Below are 14,264 nucleotides of genomic sequence, written 5' to 3'. Positions count from 1 at the left end.
CCTGGGCCGCGGAGAGTACGACGGCGCCGGTCAGCAGCACGCTGCGCGAGCCGAACCGGTCGACGCGCAGCACGACCAGCACCAGCAGCGCCCCGCCGAGCGCGCCCAGGACGACGCCCCACCAGGTGGGGTGCTCGACGGCCAGCACGATCGTCGCCAGCGGGGTGACGGTCACGGCCATGGCCACCACCAGCACGCGGAAGCCCACGTGGCGGGTGAGCGCGGCGCAGGCCGACCACCCGAGCATGAGCAGCAGGGCCAGCACGAGGACCACCCAGGCGTCGTCGTCGAAGCGGTCGACGTCGGGCAGGGGCTGGGCCGGGTCCTCCAGGCTGAAGCCGGCCAGCGCCCGCTCGAAGAAGCCGGTGACGGCCAGCACCCCGGTGAGCGTGGCGTAGCCGACGACCGTGAGCGCCCCGACCACCACGCCGCTGAGCGCCCGCGTGGGCAGCAGCCAGCCGCCGGCGGTGACCAGCACGGCGAAGAGCAGCAGCGCGACGGCGGGGCCGACCGCGCCCAGGTCGTCGCCGCTGTCGGAGGTGCCGAGCACGTCGTCGACGAGCTGGCCGTAGACGACGAAGAGCCCCAGCACGGCCACGACCACGAAGGGCGCCCGGCGGGTCAGCACGTAGCCGCCGGCGGCGAGGAGCACCGCGGCGAGACCCGCGAGGTAGAGCGTCGCGTCGCTGTCGTCGAGCGCGACGCCCACCATCAGAGCCGCCGCGAGGGCACCGAAGGCACCCGGCCAGGAGACCAGGTCGTGGCGGTCGCGCCGGTCGTCGGCGCCGCCGCCGGCCGAGCCGCTCGCCGGGACAGCCACCGGGCCGGACACCGGGCCGGTCGGGCTCGCGCCGACCGGGCGGCCGTGAGCGGACCCCGGGACCGCGGGCGCACCGGTCCCCCCGGGGAGGCCCGCGCCCGAGCCGGCCGTGGCGGCACCCGCGCGGCTGGTCACCACGCCGAGGGCGGCGACGCCCAGCAGACCGAGCGTCGCGAGCAGGCCGACGACGTAGTTGGACCAGTCGAGCTCCCCGTCGAAGCGGGAGTAGAGCGTCGACAGCGCCACCGCGGTCGACAGCAATGCCACCCCGAGCCCGACCGCAGCGCGCTCCGGGTCCAGCGGGCTGTCGGTGTGCAGCCGGTCGAGCAGCGACGGGCCGGGCGGCTGCCCGGGTCCGCCCGGGTGTCCGCCACCCGCGCCAGGACCGGGGTACGCCGCCGACGCCGGGGCGCTCGGCGGCGCGCTCGGCTGCGGCGCGCTCGGCGGGGCGCTCGGCGGCACGCTCGGCAGCGGCACGCTCGGCGGCGGGGCGCTCGGCCGGGGCCCGGTCGGCCCCGGGGCGGCGGACCCCGCCGGCGGGGGCCCGGACGGAGGCGGGTCCGCCGGGACCGGCACGGGGGCAGGCGGCACGGGGGCAGGCGGCACCGGGGCAGGCGGCACGGGGGCAGGCGGCACGGGGGCAGACGGACCGGACGGGCGCGGACTGGCGGGAGGGGGGCCGGTGGGGGGCCCGGCGTCGGGGGGCTGCGTCATCCCGGCAGCCTAGGGGCCGGCTCTTTACCTCCGCAGCGTTCTTCGCGGCCCTGCCCCCGCCGCCCCGCTCTCGGCGCCACCTCGCAGGGTGCCCGCGCGGCGCCGTGGACCGCAGGTGTCCCGGGCGGCACCGTCGCCCGAGTCCTCGGCCTGCCCGCCGACACCGCCGGGCCGCGACACGTCCTGAGGTTGAACGAACGTTCGATCAACCCGACGCACTCCTCGACCGTCGGCGACGCCGTGGCGCGGACGACCCGGGGCCCGCACGTCCCGGGTTGAACGAACGTTCGACCAACCTGCGGCACTCCTCCAACGTCGGCGACACCGTGGCGCGGACGACCCCGGGCCCGCACGTCCCAGGTTGAACGAACGTCCGACCATCCCGACGCACTCCTCCAGCGTCGGCGACACCGTGGCGCGGACGACCCGAGACCCGCACGTCCCGGGGTGAACGAACGTTCGACCAACCCGCGGCACTCCTCCAACGTCGGCGACACCGTGGCGCGGACGACCTGGGGCCCGCACGTCCCGGGTCGGACGAACGTTCGACCAACCCGCGGCACTCCTCCAACGTCGGCGACACCGTGGCGCGGACGACCCCGGGCCCGCACGTCCCAGGATGAACGAACGTCCGACCAACCCGACGCGCTCCTCCAGCGTCGGCCCCACCGCGGCGCGGACGACCCGGGGTCCGCGGCTGCGCCGCACCGCCGGGCGCGACCGGTCAGGCCGGGCAGGGCGGGCCGTGGGCCGGGCCCCGGGCCACGAGCGCGACGACCGCACCGACCGCACCGACCGCACCGCCCATGCCGAGGGTCAGCCGCGCAGGGCCGGCAGCACGTCGGCGGCCACCTGCTCGAGGACCGCCTCGTCGCCGGCGTAGGGGCCGTCGGGGCGGGGCCAGTGCGTGATGACGTCGGTGAAGCCGAGCGCTGCGGCCCGCCCCGTCATGTCGGTGAAGACGCCGGCGCTCTCCAGCGAGAACTGCGGTGCCGAGTCGAGGTTGAGGTAGCGCGGCACCTCGGCGGGGTCGCGACCGTGCTCGACCAGCGCCTCCTCGAGGGTCCGCCGTGCCTGGTCGAGGCCGTCGAACCACGCGTCGAGGGTGTCCACGCGCGGACCCGTGGTGACCCACGCGTCGCCGGTGCGGGCGGCGAAGCGCAGCGAGCGGGGGCCGTTGGCGGCCACCACAAGGGGCACGTCGCGCAGCGGTGGCAGCGTGCGGGCGTCGCGCGCGGAGAACCACCGGCCGTCGGCGTCGACGTGGTCCTCGGTGCGCAGCCGCACCAGCAGCTCGACGAACTCCTGGAACCGGTCGACCCGCTCCCGGGTGCTGAGCTCCTCGCCGCCGAGGATGCGCGAGTCGAGGTCGCCCCCCGTGCCGACGCCGAGCAGGAAGCGGCCGCCCGACACGTCGTCGAGCGACTGCACGTCGCGGTGCAGGGCCACCGGGTGGCGGAAGTTGGGCGAGGAGACGAAGGTGCCCAGGCCGATCCGCTCGGTGACCAGGGCGGCCGCGGTGAGGGTCGGGGTCGTGCCGTACCACGGCGACTCCGGCAGACCGCCCCACACGAGGTGGTCGTAGGTCCAGGCGTGGTCGAAGCCCATGGCCTCGGCGGCCTCCCACCGCGGGCGCGACTGCGCCCAAGGCAGCTCGGGCAGGATCGTCAGTCCGAAGCGCATGCCCGCGACTCTAGGGGCTGGAGCCCCCGCCCGGTCGGGGCGGCGGCCCGTGTCAGCCGCGCGGGATCCAGACCGAGCTCCCGATCTCGCCCTGCGCGGTCTGCGGCGCCTCGTCGGAGTCGCCGCCGCCCGCGCGCTCGGTGAGCACGGAGAACCGGACGGCGCCGTAGTCGCCGTCGTGCAGGCACGTCGAGGGCATCGTCAGCCGCGCGACGTCGTCGGCCCAGCGCAGCCGCAGCCCGTCGCACTCCAGCGGCGCCTCGGTGGGCTCGCGGTCGGTGAAGGCGCCCTCCACGACCTCGGCGCTCACGTCACCGCTGCCGTTCTTGCGGGCGACCAGCCTCAGCCCGGTGTCGCCGCGAGGGTCCAGGCTCACGACCAGCACCCCGGACCGGTCGGCGGCGAAGGTCGTGCGCACGACGACGCGGCGGTCGTCGTTGGCGACCTTGACCCGGGTCACGTCGAGCCGCTTGGCGCCGCCTGCGTCACCGGTCGCGTCGGTGACGACCACCGTGGCGGCCGACGCCGGGGAGGTGAGGGCGAGCGGGGCTGCGACCCCGAGGACGAGGGCGGCGGCCGCAGCCGCGGGGAGGAGGCGCATGGTCCTTGCTCCCACACCGACGGCCCGGCGTCACGCGACACGCCGCACGGCTGGCCCGCCGCCTCCCGCTGCCGGGGCCGGGCGTCCGGGTCGGCCGCTCGCCGCGGGGTCGCCCGGTCGACGGGGCCGGTCAGCCGGTGGCGCCGGCGTTCTCGAGCTCGGGCGGCGGCGGGTAGCCGTTGCCCTGCCCGTAGTAGTCGAGCCACACGTCGTCGCCGATCGCCGCGCCGGCCTCGACGTAGGACGCGCTGGTGCGGTAGCCGACCGCGGGGTCGGCCGCGAGGGCGACCAACCGGTCGGCCAGGGCCCGCTCGTCGCCCAGGTCCTCCTGGAGGAACGGTCCGTAGGTGCCCACCGTGACGATCCAGCCGTCGTGCAGGCTCGCGACGCTGAGGTAGCCGGGGTCCTCCTCGGGGTAGCCCGCCTCCCAGCTGAGCGCGGTGCGCACTCCCCCGGGGCTCGACTCCTCGCAGCCGGCGGCGAACCGCGTGGCCCGGCTGTTGCACGTGAAACGCTCGAAGGCCTCGGCGCGCCGGCTGACCACGACCCTGACGTGGGTGCTGATCCCGCGGTCGTCGGGGAAGGCCACCTCCACCCCGAGGGCGCTGCTCGGCACCCCGTCGCGGCGGAAGAGCGGCGCCGCGGCCGACGCCGACTGGCCGACGTGGTCGATGACCGCAGCGGCGAGGGCGCGGGAGGTCGTCGACTCGGAGGTGGGGCGCTCGTCGTCGGAGCGGTCGGCGGGGCCGGCGCCGCCGCCCGCGCAGGCCGCCAGCGACACGGTCAGGGCCAGGGACAGCGTCGCGACCGCGACGGACCAGCCTCTCCGCGGGGCGCCGTCACGCCCGGTGAGGGCCGGCCCCGGTCGCGTCGCCTCGGCGGCCCGCCGAGGTCCGCGGCCCACCGATCCCTCGCCTCGACGCCGAGCGCGGCTCGTCCTGCGGGGGCCGGTGGGTCGCGGGGTCATGCCCGGTGACGGTAGTGCCCCGCAGTCACCGGCGGGTCACGACCACGCGGGCTCGCCGCCCGGGGCAGCGGCCCGGGCGGGATCGGGGGCTGGGCGGGCCATGCCCCGGGCGGGATCGGGAGCTGGGCGGGCCCGGGGTGTGCCTAGGCCTGTGCGGCCAGCGTGAGCGGGTGGACGGCGGCGGCGCCGGCGCCGCGGATCGCCCGGGCGGCGAGGGTGAGGCTCCAGCCGGTGGCGACGAGGTCGTCGACGAGCAGGACGGATCGACCCTCGAGCGCGCCCGGCTCGGCCTCCAGGGCGCTGCGGCGCCCGACGGCGGCGACGCGCTGGGCGGAGTTCATGGAGCCCTTGCCGGGCGCGACGTCGGGGTCGACCACGGCCCAGCGCCCGAGCACCGGCACCTGCAGGTAGCGCGAGAGGCCGTCGGCGAGGTCGGCGGTCAGCGTCGGGCGGGTGGCCGACTCGACCACGACGATGCCGTCCACCGGGGGCCGCCAGTCGCCCAGCACCTCCACCACGGCGCGCACCAGGGGCACCGGCACCGGCCCGTCGGGGGTCTCGGGGCGGAACAGCTCGCGCAGGGCCTGGCCGTAGCCGAGGTCGGTGAGCCGCGCGACCGCGCGGCCCTCCTCGGCCGCGGCGGCGATCTTGCCCTTGAGCTCGACGCCGAGGCGGTCCATGCCCACCGGCCACATCTTGCGCGGCGCGATCGGCACGCCGGGCCGGGCCAGGCGCTGCTGGGCCTCCTCAACCGCGGCCTGCGACACCGCGCTCGACAGGGTCAGCCCGCCGCAGTTGTCGCAGCGACCGCAGGGCTCGGCGGCCGGGTCGTCGAGCTGGTCGCGCAGGAACCACATGCGGCAGCGATCGGTGTCGAGGTAGTCCAGCATCGCCCGCTGCTCGCGCTCGCGGGCCTCGCGCACGCGGGCGTAGCGCTCCTCGTCGTAGCTCCACTCCTGCCCCGTCGACTCCCAGCCCCCGCGCACCCGGCGCACGGCGCCGTCGACGTCGAGGACCTTGAGCATCGTCTCCAGGCGGGTGCGGTTGAGCTCCACGCGCGGCTCGAGCGCGGCGGTGCTGATCGGCCGGCCCTCCTGCGCCAGCACCTCCAGGGTCTGACGCACCAGCTCCTCGCGGGGGAAGGCGAGGGAGGCGAAGTAGGCCCAGATGTCGCGGTCCTCGGTGGCGGGCAGGAGCACCACGGTGGCCTCGCTCGTGCCGCGCCCGGCGCGGCCGACCTGCTGGTAGTACGACACCGGCGAGGACGGCGCGCCCATGTTGACCACGAAGCCGAGCGTGGCGTCGAAGCCCATGCCGAGCGCGCTGGTGGCCACGAGCGCCTTGACCTTGCCGGCGATCAGGTCGCCCTCGAGGGCCTGGCGCTCGGTGGGCTCGGTCTGACCGGAGTACGCCGCGACCTCGTGGCCGCGCGAGCGCAGGTAGTCGGCGATCTCCTGGGTGGCCGCCACGGTGAGGCAGTAGACGATGCCCGACCCGGGCTGCTCGGCGAGGTGGTCGGCCAGCCAGGCCAGCCGCTGGTCGGCGGTCGGCAGCCGCACGACCCCCAGGCGCAGCGACTCGCGGTCGAGCGAGCCGCGCAGCACGAGCACGTCGCGGCCCAGCTGCTGCTGGACGTCCTCGGTGACGCGCTCGTTGGCCGTCGCCGTGGTGGCGAGCACCGGGATGCCCTCGGGCAGGTCGTCGAGCATCGTGCGGATGCGGCGGTAGTCGGGGCGGAAGTCGTGGCCCCAGTCGGAGATGCAGTGGGCCTCGTCGACCACCAGCAGGCCGGCGGTGGCGGCCAGCCGGGGCAGCACCTCGTCGCGGAAGCCGGGGTTGTTGAGCCGCTCGGGGCTGACGAGCAGGACGTCGACCTCGCCGGCGTTGATCGCGTCGTGGATCGGCTCCCAGTCGCCGATGTTGGTGGAGTTGATGGTCACCGCGCGGATGCCGGCGCGCTCGGCGGCGGCGATCTGGTTGCGCATGAGGGCCAGCAGCGGGCTGACGATCACCGTGGGCCCGGCGCCGCGCGAGCGCAGCAGCAGGGTGGACACGAAGTAGACCGCCGACTTGCCCCAACCGGTGCGCTGCACCACCAGCGCGCGCCGGCGGTGGACCGCGAGCGCCTCGATGGCCGACCACTGGTCCTCGCGCAGGACGGCGTCGTCGCGGCCGACCAGGGCACGCAGGTGGGCCTCGGCCTCGTGACGGACCTCGGCGGGGGTGGCCTCGGTGGCTGCTGCGCTCATGCGGCCTGTCTACCAGCGTCCGCCGACGGCCCGGGGGCCGCCGTCCACAGGCCCGTCCGCCCGGCGCACCCCCGGGCCCGCGGCCCGCGACTCAGAGGTCGTGGTCGCCCCCGGTGACCCCCTTGCCCATCGAGAAGCTCAGTGTGAGGCCGGCGTCGACGGGGAGGGAGGCTCCCTTCACGACGTATTCCGAGATCACCGTGGTGGCCGACTTCATCGCGGGACTGATCTCTCCGACGAGGTCGGCGAACCTGTCGAGGGAAGCCGAGAGACCCTTCATGAACGTCCGGCACCCCGTGGCTACCTGGCCCCGAGGGTGGCCGCATGAACCCTGACCTCGGGACGCCCCTGCCCCGGTCCACGGCCCTGGCCCTGTCGCTCGTGGCGGGGGCGGTGGTGCTGGCCGTGCCCACGGCACTCGTGCTGCTGCGCGCCGTGGACGGGTCGGTGGGATCGTCCGTGCTGGGCCTCGGCATGGCTCTCGTCCTCGTCGCGGGACCGCTGCTGCTGGCCCGTGGACTGCTGCGGGTCCGGGTCCACGTCGGTCCCGACGCGGTCACGCGCACCCTCGGTGGTCGGGTGGCCCACCGGATCGCCTACGCCGACGTCACCCGGGTGCGGGTCAAGCGCGAGCCCTACGCCCTGACGATCACGCTGTGGGGCACCGACCCGGAGGGGCGTGAGGTGGTCTTCCCGGTCTCGCGGTCCTACGTCGGCGACCTCGAGCCGCTCGCCCGACGACTCGACCCCGAGGTCGAGCACCGCGGCGCGCAGCTCTTCGCCGACGAGCACGAGCGCCGCTGGTGGCAGGAGTTCCGCGCCGGCACGTTCTGAGCCGCAACCCGCCGGCCGCCCTGCCGCAGCGGGCCGTCGTACGCCGCCGCGCTCCGGCTCAGCCGCCCAGGGCGGCCCGGGCGGCCTCGTGCAGCGCGACGACCTCGCGTCGCAGCTGCGCCCGCTCGGTGACCGGGCCGCCGGGCCAGGCCACCCGCAGCGAGGCCTCCCCCGTGGCGTCGACGACGTGCCAGGTGCCGCCGTGGGCGTCGACCGAGGTCATCTCTGCCGACGTGGCCGCGGGGTAGCCGTGGGCGCGCACGATCCGCAGCGAGTCCTCGGCGTGGTCGTCGTTCATGTGTGCGAGCACGGCGTCGACGACCTCCTCGCCGAGGCCGCCGTCCGAGGCCCCGGGCCCGGAGGTCACGGCCGGCTCACCAGATCCTGACCCGGTCGGCGGGGTCGAGCCACAGCCCGTCGCCCTCGCGGGTCCCGAAGACCTCGTGGAACTCGTCGAGGTTGCGCACGATGTTGGCACGGAACTCCGGCGGGGAGTGCGGGTCGATGGTGAGGTACTGCCGCTCCTGCTCCACGCGACGCTTGGTGCGCCAGACAAAGGCCCAGTTGAGGAAGAGCCGCTCGCGGTCCTCGACGCTGGCCGCGCCGCCGGTGGAGATGACGTAGGCCTTGTGGCCGATGGTCAGGCCGCCCAGGTCGCCGATGTTCTCGCCGACGGTGAGCGAGCCGTTGACCTTCTCACCCGGCAGGGCGCGCGGCTCGAAGGCGGCGTACTGCTCGACCAGCGCCTGCGACTTGACCTCGAAGGCGGCCTTGTCGTCGGCGGTCCACCAGTCGTTGAGGTTGCCGGCGCCGTCGTACTGCGCCCCCTGGTCGTCGAAGCCGTGGCCGATCTCGTGACCGATGACCGCGCCGATGCCGCCGTAGTTCTCCGCCGGGTGGGCGTCGGGGCTGAAGAACGGCTTCTGCAGGATGCCCGCGGGGAAGCAGATCTCGTTGGTGCCGGGGTTGTAGTAGGCGTTGACGGTCTGCGGCAGCATGAACCACTCGTCGCGGTCGACCGGCCCGCCGAGCTTGCCCAGCTCGCGGTCGGTCTGGAAGGCCGACGTGGCGGCGACGTTGCCCATGAGGTCGTCGGGGGTGACCTGGAGACGGGAGTAGTCGCGGAAGCGGTCGGGGTAGCCGATCTTGGGCCGGAAGGTCGCGAGCTTCTCGTAGGCCCGCTCCTTGGTCTCCTCGGTCATCCAGTCCAGCGCCGCGATCGACTCGCGATAGGCCGCGAGCAGGTTGGCGACCAGGTCGTCCATCATCGCCTTGGAGGCCGGCGGGAAGTGGCGTGCGACGTACTCCTTGCCCACCGCCTCGCCGATCGCGCCCTCGACCAGCGCGATGCCGCGCTTCCAGCGCGCCCGCAGCTCGGGCGTGCCGTTGAGGGTGCGACCGTAGAAGTCGAAGTTGGCCTCCACGAACTCGTCGGTGAGGTACGGCGCGGCCGAGCGCAGCACGTGCGTGAGCAGCCACGGGCGCCAGTCGTCGAGGTCGACCTCGGTCAGCACCGAGGAGAGGTGCTCGAAGAACGAGGGCTGGCGCACGCAGACCTCGGCCAGCACGAGGGCCTGGTCGATGCCGGGGCCGGCGAGGTTGGTGACGTAGGCGTCCCAGTCGAAGGCCGGGCACAGCGCCAGGAGGTCGTCGTGGGTGAGCAGGTTGTAGGTCTTCTGCACGTCGCGGGTCTCGGCGCGCTCCCAGTGGCCGGCGGCGATGCGGGTGTCGACCGCCAGCACGGTCGCCGCGGCGCCGGCGGGGTCGGCGTGACCGACCAGGCCGAGCAGGCGGGTGAGGTAGGCGACGTACTTCTCGCGGGTCTCGGCGAACTTCTCGTCGCGGTAGTAGGACTCGTCGGGCAGGCCGAGACCGCCCTGGCCCAGGTGGAAGAGGTAGCGGTCGGAGTCGCGGCTGTCGGTGTCGACGTAGGACCCGAAGAGGCCGTGGCCGCCGATCCGCTCGAACTCGCCGAGGAAGGCGGCGAGGTCACGCACGTCGCGCAGGCCGGCGACCGCGTCGACGAGCGGCTGGATCGGGCGGGTGCCGCGGGCGGCGATGGTCTCGGTGTCCATGAAGGAGGCGTAGAGGGCGCCGATCTTGCGGGCGTCGTCGTCGCGGGGCTCGCCCGCGGCCAGCTCCTCCACGATCGTGCGCACGTGCTGCTCGGCCGCGTCGGCCAGCTGCACGAACGGCCCCCAGCTGGAGCGGTCGGAGGGGATCTCGGTCTCCTCCAGCCACCGGCCGTTGACGTGGCCGAAGAGGTCGTCCTGGGGGCGGGTGGCAGGGTCCATGCCCGCGCGGGCGTCGTCGAGGATGCTCACGCAGCGACCCTAGCCGGGCGCCCCGACCGCGGGCACGCGACCGGCGCGGGTCGTGCCCGCCCGGGGGCCGCCGGGCGGTCGCCGCGGGCGCTCGGCCTGGTCAGACCGCGTCGTCGATCGCGGCGCGCACGGCCATCACGACGCTCTCCTGGCTCACGCCCTCGCGCACGGCGAGCTCGGCGACGAGACGGCGGACGACGAGCATCACCCCGCCCATCAGCGGCGAGATGTCGAGCTCGACCTCCTCGGCCGCCTCGTCGAAGGCCAGCGCGATCGCCTCGATCTCCAGCAGGTGGGAGAAGGCCAGCTCCATCGGGTCGACGTCGGGGTCGACGCCCTGCGCGTCGGCCGCGGTGACGCCGTCGAGGATGATGTGGCCCGCCCGGCGGATCCGCTCCTCGTCGCCCAGGTCGGCGACGGGACCGGGCTGGTCGTGGTCGTGGGCGTGGTCCTGGTGCTGGTGCTGGTGCTGGTGGTGCGCGGCGTGGTCGTGGCCGTCGTCGTGGGTCATGGCCCCATCATCTCGCGGGCCCCGTCCGCCCGCGCCCCGGCGGCACGCGGAGCCGCGACGCGCCGAGGGCGGTGTCGCGCGGGAGTACGGTCCGGGCATGAGCTCCGAGCTGCAGGTCGTCGCCACCATCCCCACCGACCCCGCCCACCGTGAGGCGGTGCAGGCCGGGCTGGCCGAGCTGGTCACCGCCACGCGCGCCGAGGACGGCTGCCTGGCCTACGCCGCCTACGAGTCGACCACCGCCCCCGGTGTCTTCGTCACCGTCGAGACCTGGCGCAGCCAGGCCGACCTCGACGCCCACATGCAGACCGCCCACATCGCGCGCGCCTTCGAGGTGCTCGGTGCGGCGCTCGTCGGCGAGGTGGCCATCCACCCGCTGACCCCGCTGGCCTGACCCGCGGCCGACGGCCGGTCACCGGCCACCGACAGGCGGGCGGGCCTCAGCGCATCCGCACGACCGACTTGCCCAGGGTGCGGCGCTCGTCCATGTCGACGAGCGCCCGGCCGAAGTCCTCGAGGGCGTAGGTCGCGCCCACGGGAGGCTTGACCACGCCCGAGGCCATCATCGGGGCGAGCTTCTCCCACTGCTGGTGCATGTAACCGGGGCGGCTCATCGCGTAGGCGCCCCAGCCGACGCCGCGGACGTCGGTGTTGTTGAGCAGCAGCCGGTTGACCTTGACCTGGGGGATGCCCTGGCCGGCGGCGAAGCCGACCACGAGCAGGCGGCCCTGGGCGCCGAGCAGGCGCAGGGAGTCGGTGAAGACGTCGCCGCCGACGACGTCCACCACCACGTCGACCCCTGCGCCGCCGGTGAGCTCCTGCACGGCGTCCTTGAACCCGTCGAGCAGCACGACCTCGTCGGCGCCGGCGGCGCGGGCGACGGCGGCCTTCTCCTCGGTCGAGACCACCGCGATGGTGCGGGCGCCCATGCCCTTGGCCACCTGGATCGTCGCGGTGCCGACCCCGCCGGCGGCGCCGTGGACCAGCACGGTCTCCCCGGCCCGGAGGCCACCGCGCTCGTCGAGGGCGAACTGCGCGGTGAGGTAGTTCATCGGCAGCGCCGCGGCCTCGTCGAAGGAGACCTCGTCGGGCACGGGGAAGGTGAAGATCGCGGGGCTGGCGACCAGCTCGGCGGCGCCGCCGTAGGGCCCGACGCCGGCCACCCGGGTGCCGGGCTCGTAGCCCTCGGGCCCGGAGACGACGACGCCGGCGAAGTCGACGCCGAGGGTGAAGGGCGGCTCGGGCTTGAGCTGGTACTCCCCGCGGCTCAGCAGCAGGTCGGGGAAGGAGATGCCGACCGTGTGCACCTCCACCAGCACGTCGTCGGGCCCGGGCGTCGGCTCGGCGACGTCGCGGATCTCGAGGTGGGTGGGACCGGTGGTGTCGACGACCTGGACTGCGCGCATGGGGGCACCGTAGCCACCCGTGCCGACCCCGGTGCCCATCGCCGCGCCCATCGCTGTGCCATCCGTCACGCCCGCGGCGTCGAAGCACCCCCATGAGGCTCGCCGACCGCGTCCAGGCCACGCTCATGCACGCGACGGCCCGCTGGACGGTGCGCTACGGCGAGGACCTGCGCTTCGCCGGCTCCGACCTGCCCGCCCCGACCCGCCTGCGCGTGCCGACGCGTCACGGCGACGTCCGCGTTATGGAGTACGTCGCGCCCGCGGCCACGCACGGGTCGGGCCCCGCGCACGTGCACCTCCACGGCGGGGCGTGGCTGATGCGCCACGCCGCGATGGACGACTGGTGGTGCCGCTACCTCGCCGCCACCGCCGGCGTGCGCGTGCTCAACGTCGACTTCCGCACCGGCCCCTACGTCACCTACCCCGTGGCCCAGGAGGAGAGCCACGACGTGGCCGCCTGGGTCGCCGACGGCGGCGACCCCGTGTCGGTCGGCGGCTTCTCCTCCGGCGGCGGCATGGCCGCGGCGGTGTGCCTGATGGCCCGCGACACCGGCTCCTTCACCCCGCGCCTGCAGCTGCTCGGCGTGCCGGCCCTCGACCTGGCCGGCGACCTGCCCACCGGCGCGGGCATGATCTCGCCCTCGCTGCGCGCGCTGGTGCGGCGCGTCTACTTCCCCGACCCGGCCACGCGCTCGGCGGCGTACGCCTCGCCCCTGCTGGCCCCCGACCTGGCCGGGCTGCCCCCGGCGGTGGTGATGACCGCCGAGCGCGACACGCTGCGCCGCGACGGCGACCGCTTCGCCCAGCGGCTGCGCGAGGCCGGGGTGCCGGTCGTGCACGACGTGACCCCCGGGGTCGACCACTACTTCCTCACCGACGACCCCGCCCGGGCCCGCACCACCATGGCGATGGCCGCTACCGCCGTGCGCGAGGCCCTGCTCGGCCACTGAGCGGGCTGAGCGGCGGCACCCGCCGGTCGGGGCTCAGCGCGGGTCGACGATCCGGTTGGCCTCGAAGTGCATGGGGTCGGTGTAGCCCCAGTCGCCGCCCCAGGCGAAGCCCCACTTCTTGAAGATGTCGACGACCCCGCGGTCGATCTCGCCGACGGTGCCGCGCAGGTTGCCCGGCACGTTGAAGTCGAGGGCCAGGCCGAAGGAGTGGTTGGACAGGGTGGTCGACCCGGCGATGAAGCGGGGGTAGTAGCAGCCGCCGTACTGCCCCGGGATGATCGCGTCGCCCAGGCCGCGCTCGACGACCTCGCGCAGGGCCGCGGTGAGCTGCGGGATGATCGCCTTGTTGCAGGTCACCGAGCCGAGGATCGGCACGTCGGCGGTGACGATGTGGCTGGAGACCCACGACGGCTCGGGGGCGATGCGCCCGCCGCCGATGACGGTGTAGTTGAAGGTGCCGACCGCGTCGGCGACGGCGCCGACCACGAAGGCGGTCTGGGCGGCGTCGATGTCGAGGCCCAGGGTCGCCACGACGTCGAGGCGCTGGATCGACGTCTGCCCCGGGAGCATCCGCTGCAGCGGTCCCACCACCCGGTCGGGGGCGGTGGTGCCGGTCGAGACGAGCAGGGCGTTGGCCGGCTTGGCGCCGATCGCGGCGCCCCACTTCTCGTTGACGACCGCGTCGACGGCGTTGGGGATCTGGGGCGCGAAGGCCCCGACGTGGACCTCCTCGGAGTCCTCCGCGCTGCCCAGGCGCAGGAAGCCGTCGTCGTCGGTGGGCAGCTTCTTCTCCAGGTCGGAGGCCACGGCGACCTCGCCGGCGGCCACGCGGTCCCAGACCTCCTGCGCCTCCGGGCTGGGCTGGGTGGTCCAGGCGCGGTAGCTGGCGGGGTCGACGACCGCGACGTTGAGCACCTTGCCCTCGATGCTGGCCTGGGCCAGGGACATCGACTCCACCGAGACGTCGTCGAGGTCGTCGATCGCGGCCACGGTCTCGGGGTCGATGGTGTCCTGGGCGACGACGAGGATGTCGGCGTACTGCGGCGGACCCTCCAGGGGGCCCGGCGCCTCCACGGCGAAGGCCGGGTCGAGCGCGGGCGCCGCGCTCGAGCCCTCGCCGTCACCTGCGCCGTCAGCGCGGTCGTCGCCGGTGCCGGGCGCGTCGGCGCCGGGCTCGGCGGTCGTCGAGGCGCCGGCCGGCGTCG

Annotated in this window: 14 protein-coding genes; 3 read left to right on the top strand and 11 right to left on the bottom strand. The window is 75.2% G+C overall.

Going from position 1 to position 14,264, the window contains the following annotated elements; translation table 11 throughout:
* The 6 genes from LPA27_RS18405 to LPA27_RS18380 form a co-directional block, all read right to left on the bottom strand.
* Positions 1-1,087, bottom strand: a 1,087-nt coding sequence (locus LPA27_RS18405) for a hypothetical protein (RefSeq protein WP_228943381.1), incomplete at its 3' end; no start/stop codon positions are given.
* Between the two features lie 1,263 nt (positions 1,088-2,350).
* Positions 2,351-3,217 (bottom strand): LLM class flavin-dependent oxidoreductase, encoded by an 867-nt coding sequence (locus LPA27_RS18400; RefSeq protein ID WP_228943378.1) that lies wholly within the window; start codon positions 3,215-3,217, stop codon positions 2,351-2,353.
* 52 nt (positions 3,218-3,269) lie between these two features.
* Positions 3,270-3,818 (bottom strand): hypothetical protein, encoded by a 549-nt coding sequence (locus LPA27_RS18395; RefSeq protein ID WP_228943376.1) that lies wholly within the window; start codon positions 3,816-3,818, stop codon positions 3,270-3,272.
* A gap of 130 nt (positions 3,819-3,948) precedes the next feature.
* Positions 3,949-4,722: a hypothetical protein gene (locus tag LPA27_RS18390; protein WP_228943374.1), complete on the bottom strand. Its 774-nt coding sequence runs from the start codon at positions 4,720-4,722 to the stop codon at positions 3,949-3,951.
* A gap of 206 nt (positions 4,723-4,928) precedes the next feature.
* Entirely contained in the window at positions 4,929-7,034 is a 2,106-nt protein-coding gene (locus LPA27_RS18385; protein WP_056865150.1) for a RecQ family ATP-dependent DNA helicase, read from the bottom strand.
* Positions 7,035-7,125: 91 nt separating this feature from the next.
* Complete coding sequence (locus tag LPA27_RS18380; protein ID WP_193661673.1) at positions 7,126-7,314, bottom strand: hypothetical protein; 189 nt, start codon at positions 7,312-7,314, stop codon at positions 7,126-7,128.
* Positions 7,315-7,358: 44 nt separating this feature from the next.
* Between LPA27_RS18380 and LPA27_RS18375 the strand changes: the two genes are divergently transcribed.
* Entirely contained in the window at positions 7,359-7,868 is a 510-nt protein-coding gene (locus LPA27_RS18375) for a hypothetical protein (protein ID WP_228943372.1), read from the top strand.
* A 58-nt stretch (positions 7,869-7,926) separates the two neighbouring features.
* Here the strand turns inward: LPA27_RS18375 and LPA27_RS18370 are convergent, their stop codons facing one another.
* From LPA27_RS18370 to LPA27_RS18360, 3 genes are all read right to left on the bottom strand, one after another.
* Positions 7,927-8,235, bottom strand: coding sequence for a DUF2470 domain-containing protein (locus LPA27_RS18370; RefSeq protein ID WP_228943370.1), 309 nt, complete (start codon positions 8,233-8,235; stop codon positions 7,927-7,929).
* A gap of 7 nt (positions 8,236-8,242) precedes the next feature.
* Positions 8,243-10,192, bottom strand: coding sequence for a M13 family metallopeptidase (locus LPA27_RS18365; RefSeq protein ID WP_056865147.1), 1,950 nt, complete (start codon positions 10,190-10,192; stop codon positions 8,243-8,245).
* A gap of 100 nt (positions 10,193-10,292) precedes the next feature.
* A complete protein-coding gene (locus LPA27_RS18360) occupies positions 10,293-10,703 on the bottom strand; it encodes a hypothetical protein (protein WP_228943364.1) in 411 nt (136 codons plus the stop codon).
* A gap of 97 nt (positions 10,704-10,800) precedes the next feature.
* On the opposite strand from LPA27_RS18360, the gene LPA27_RS18355 reads away from it, so the two are divergent.
* Positions 10,801-11,097, top strand: coding sequence for a putative quinol monooxygenase (locus LPA27_RS18355; RefSeq protein WP_228943363.1), 297 nt, complete (start codon positions 10,801-10,803; stop codon positions 11,095-11,097).
* Positions 11,098-11,143: 46 nt separating this feature from the next.
* Here the strand turns inward: LPA27_RS18355 and LPA27_RS18350 are convergent, their stop codons facing one another.
* Entirely contained in the window at positions 11,144-12,109 is a 966-nt protein-coding gene (locus LPA27_RS18350) for an NADPH:quinone oxidoreductase family protein (protein WP_228943362.1), read from the bottom strand.
* Between the two features lie 92 nt (positions 12,110-12,201).
* On the opposite strand from LPA27_RS18350, the gene LPA27_RS18345 reads away from it, so the two are divergent.
* Positions 12,202-13,059, top strand: a complete 858-nt coding sequence (locus LPA27_RS18345; RefSeq protein ID WP_228943361.1) for an alpha/beta fold hydrolase — start codon at positions 12,202-12,204, stop codon at positions 13,057-13,059.
* A 33-nt stretch (positions 13,060-13,092) separates the two neighbouring features.
* Here LPA27_RS18345 and LPA27_RS18340 read toward each other — a convergent pair.
* Positions 13,093-14,264 (bottom strand): M15 family metallopeptidase (locus LPA27_RS18340; RefSeq protein WP_228943360.1); only part of this gene is annotated, 1,172 nt, incomplete at its 5' end.

Source organism: Nocardioides sp. Leaf374 (genome assembly GCF_916862475.1).
Taxonomy (GTDB): domain Bacteria; phylum Actinomycetota; class Actinomycetes; order Propionibacteriales; family Nocardioidaceae; genus Nocardioides; species Nocardioides kribbensis.
This window is presented reverse-complemented; position numbering and strand designations above follow the sequence as displayed.

Excerpts from the sequence above, each read along its gene's own strand:
- LPA27_RS18400 (WP_228943378.1), bottom strand. The coding sequence starts at position 3,217 with ATGCGCTTCGGACTGACGATCCTGCCCGAGCTGCCTTGGGCGCAGTCG.
- LPA27_RS18395 (WP_228943376.1), bottom strand. The coding sequence starts at position 3,818 with ATGCGCCTCCTCCCCGCGGCTGCGGCCGCCGCCCTCGTCCTCGGGGTC.
- LPA27_RS18385 (WP_056865150.1), bottom strand. The coding sequence starts at position 7,034 with ATGAGCGCAGCAGCCACCGAGGCCACCCCCGCCGAGGTCCGTCACGAG.
- LPA27_RS18380 (WP_193661673.1), bottom strand. The coding sequence starts at position 7,314 with ATGAAGGGTCTCTCGGCTTCCCTCGACAGGTTCGCCGACCTCGTCGGA.
- LPA27_RS18375 (WP_228943372.1), top strand. The coding sequence starts at position 7,359 with ATGAACCCTGACCTCGGGACGCCCCTGCCCCGGTCCACGGCCCTGGCC.
- LPA27_RS18360 (WP_228943364.1), bottom strand. The coding sequence starts at position 10,703 with ATGACCCACGACGACGGCCACGACCACGCCGCGCACCACCAGCACCAG.
- LPA27_RS18355 (WP_228943363.1), top strand. The coding sequence starts at position 10,801 with ATGAGCTCCGAGCTGCAGGTCGTCGCCACCATCCCCACCGACCCCGCC.
- LPA27_RS18350 (WP_228943362.1), bottom strand. The coding sequence starts at position 12,109 with ATGCGCGCAGTCCAGGTCGTCGACACCACCGGTCCCACCCACCTCGAG.
- LPA27_RS18345 (WP_228943361.1), top strand. The coding sequence starts at position 12,202 with ATGAGGCTCGCCGACCGCGTCCAGGCCACGCTCATGCACGCGACGGCC.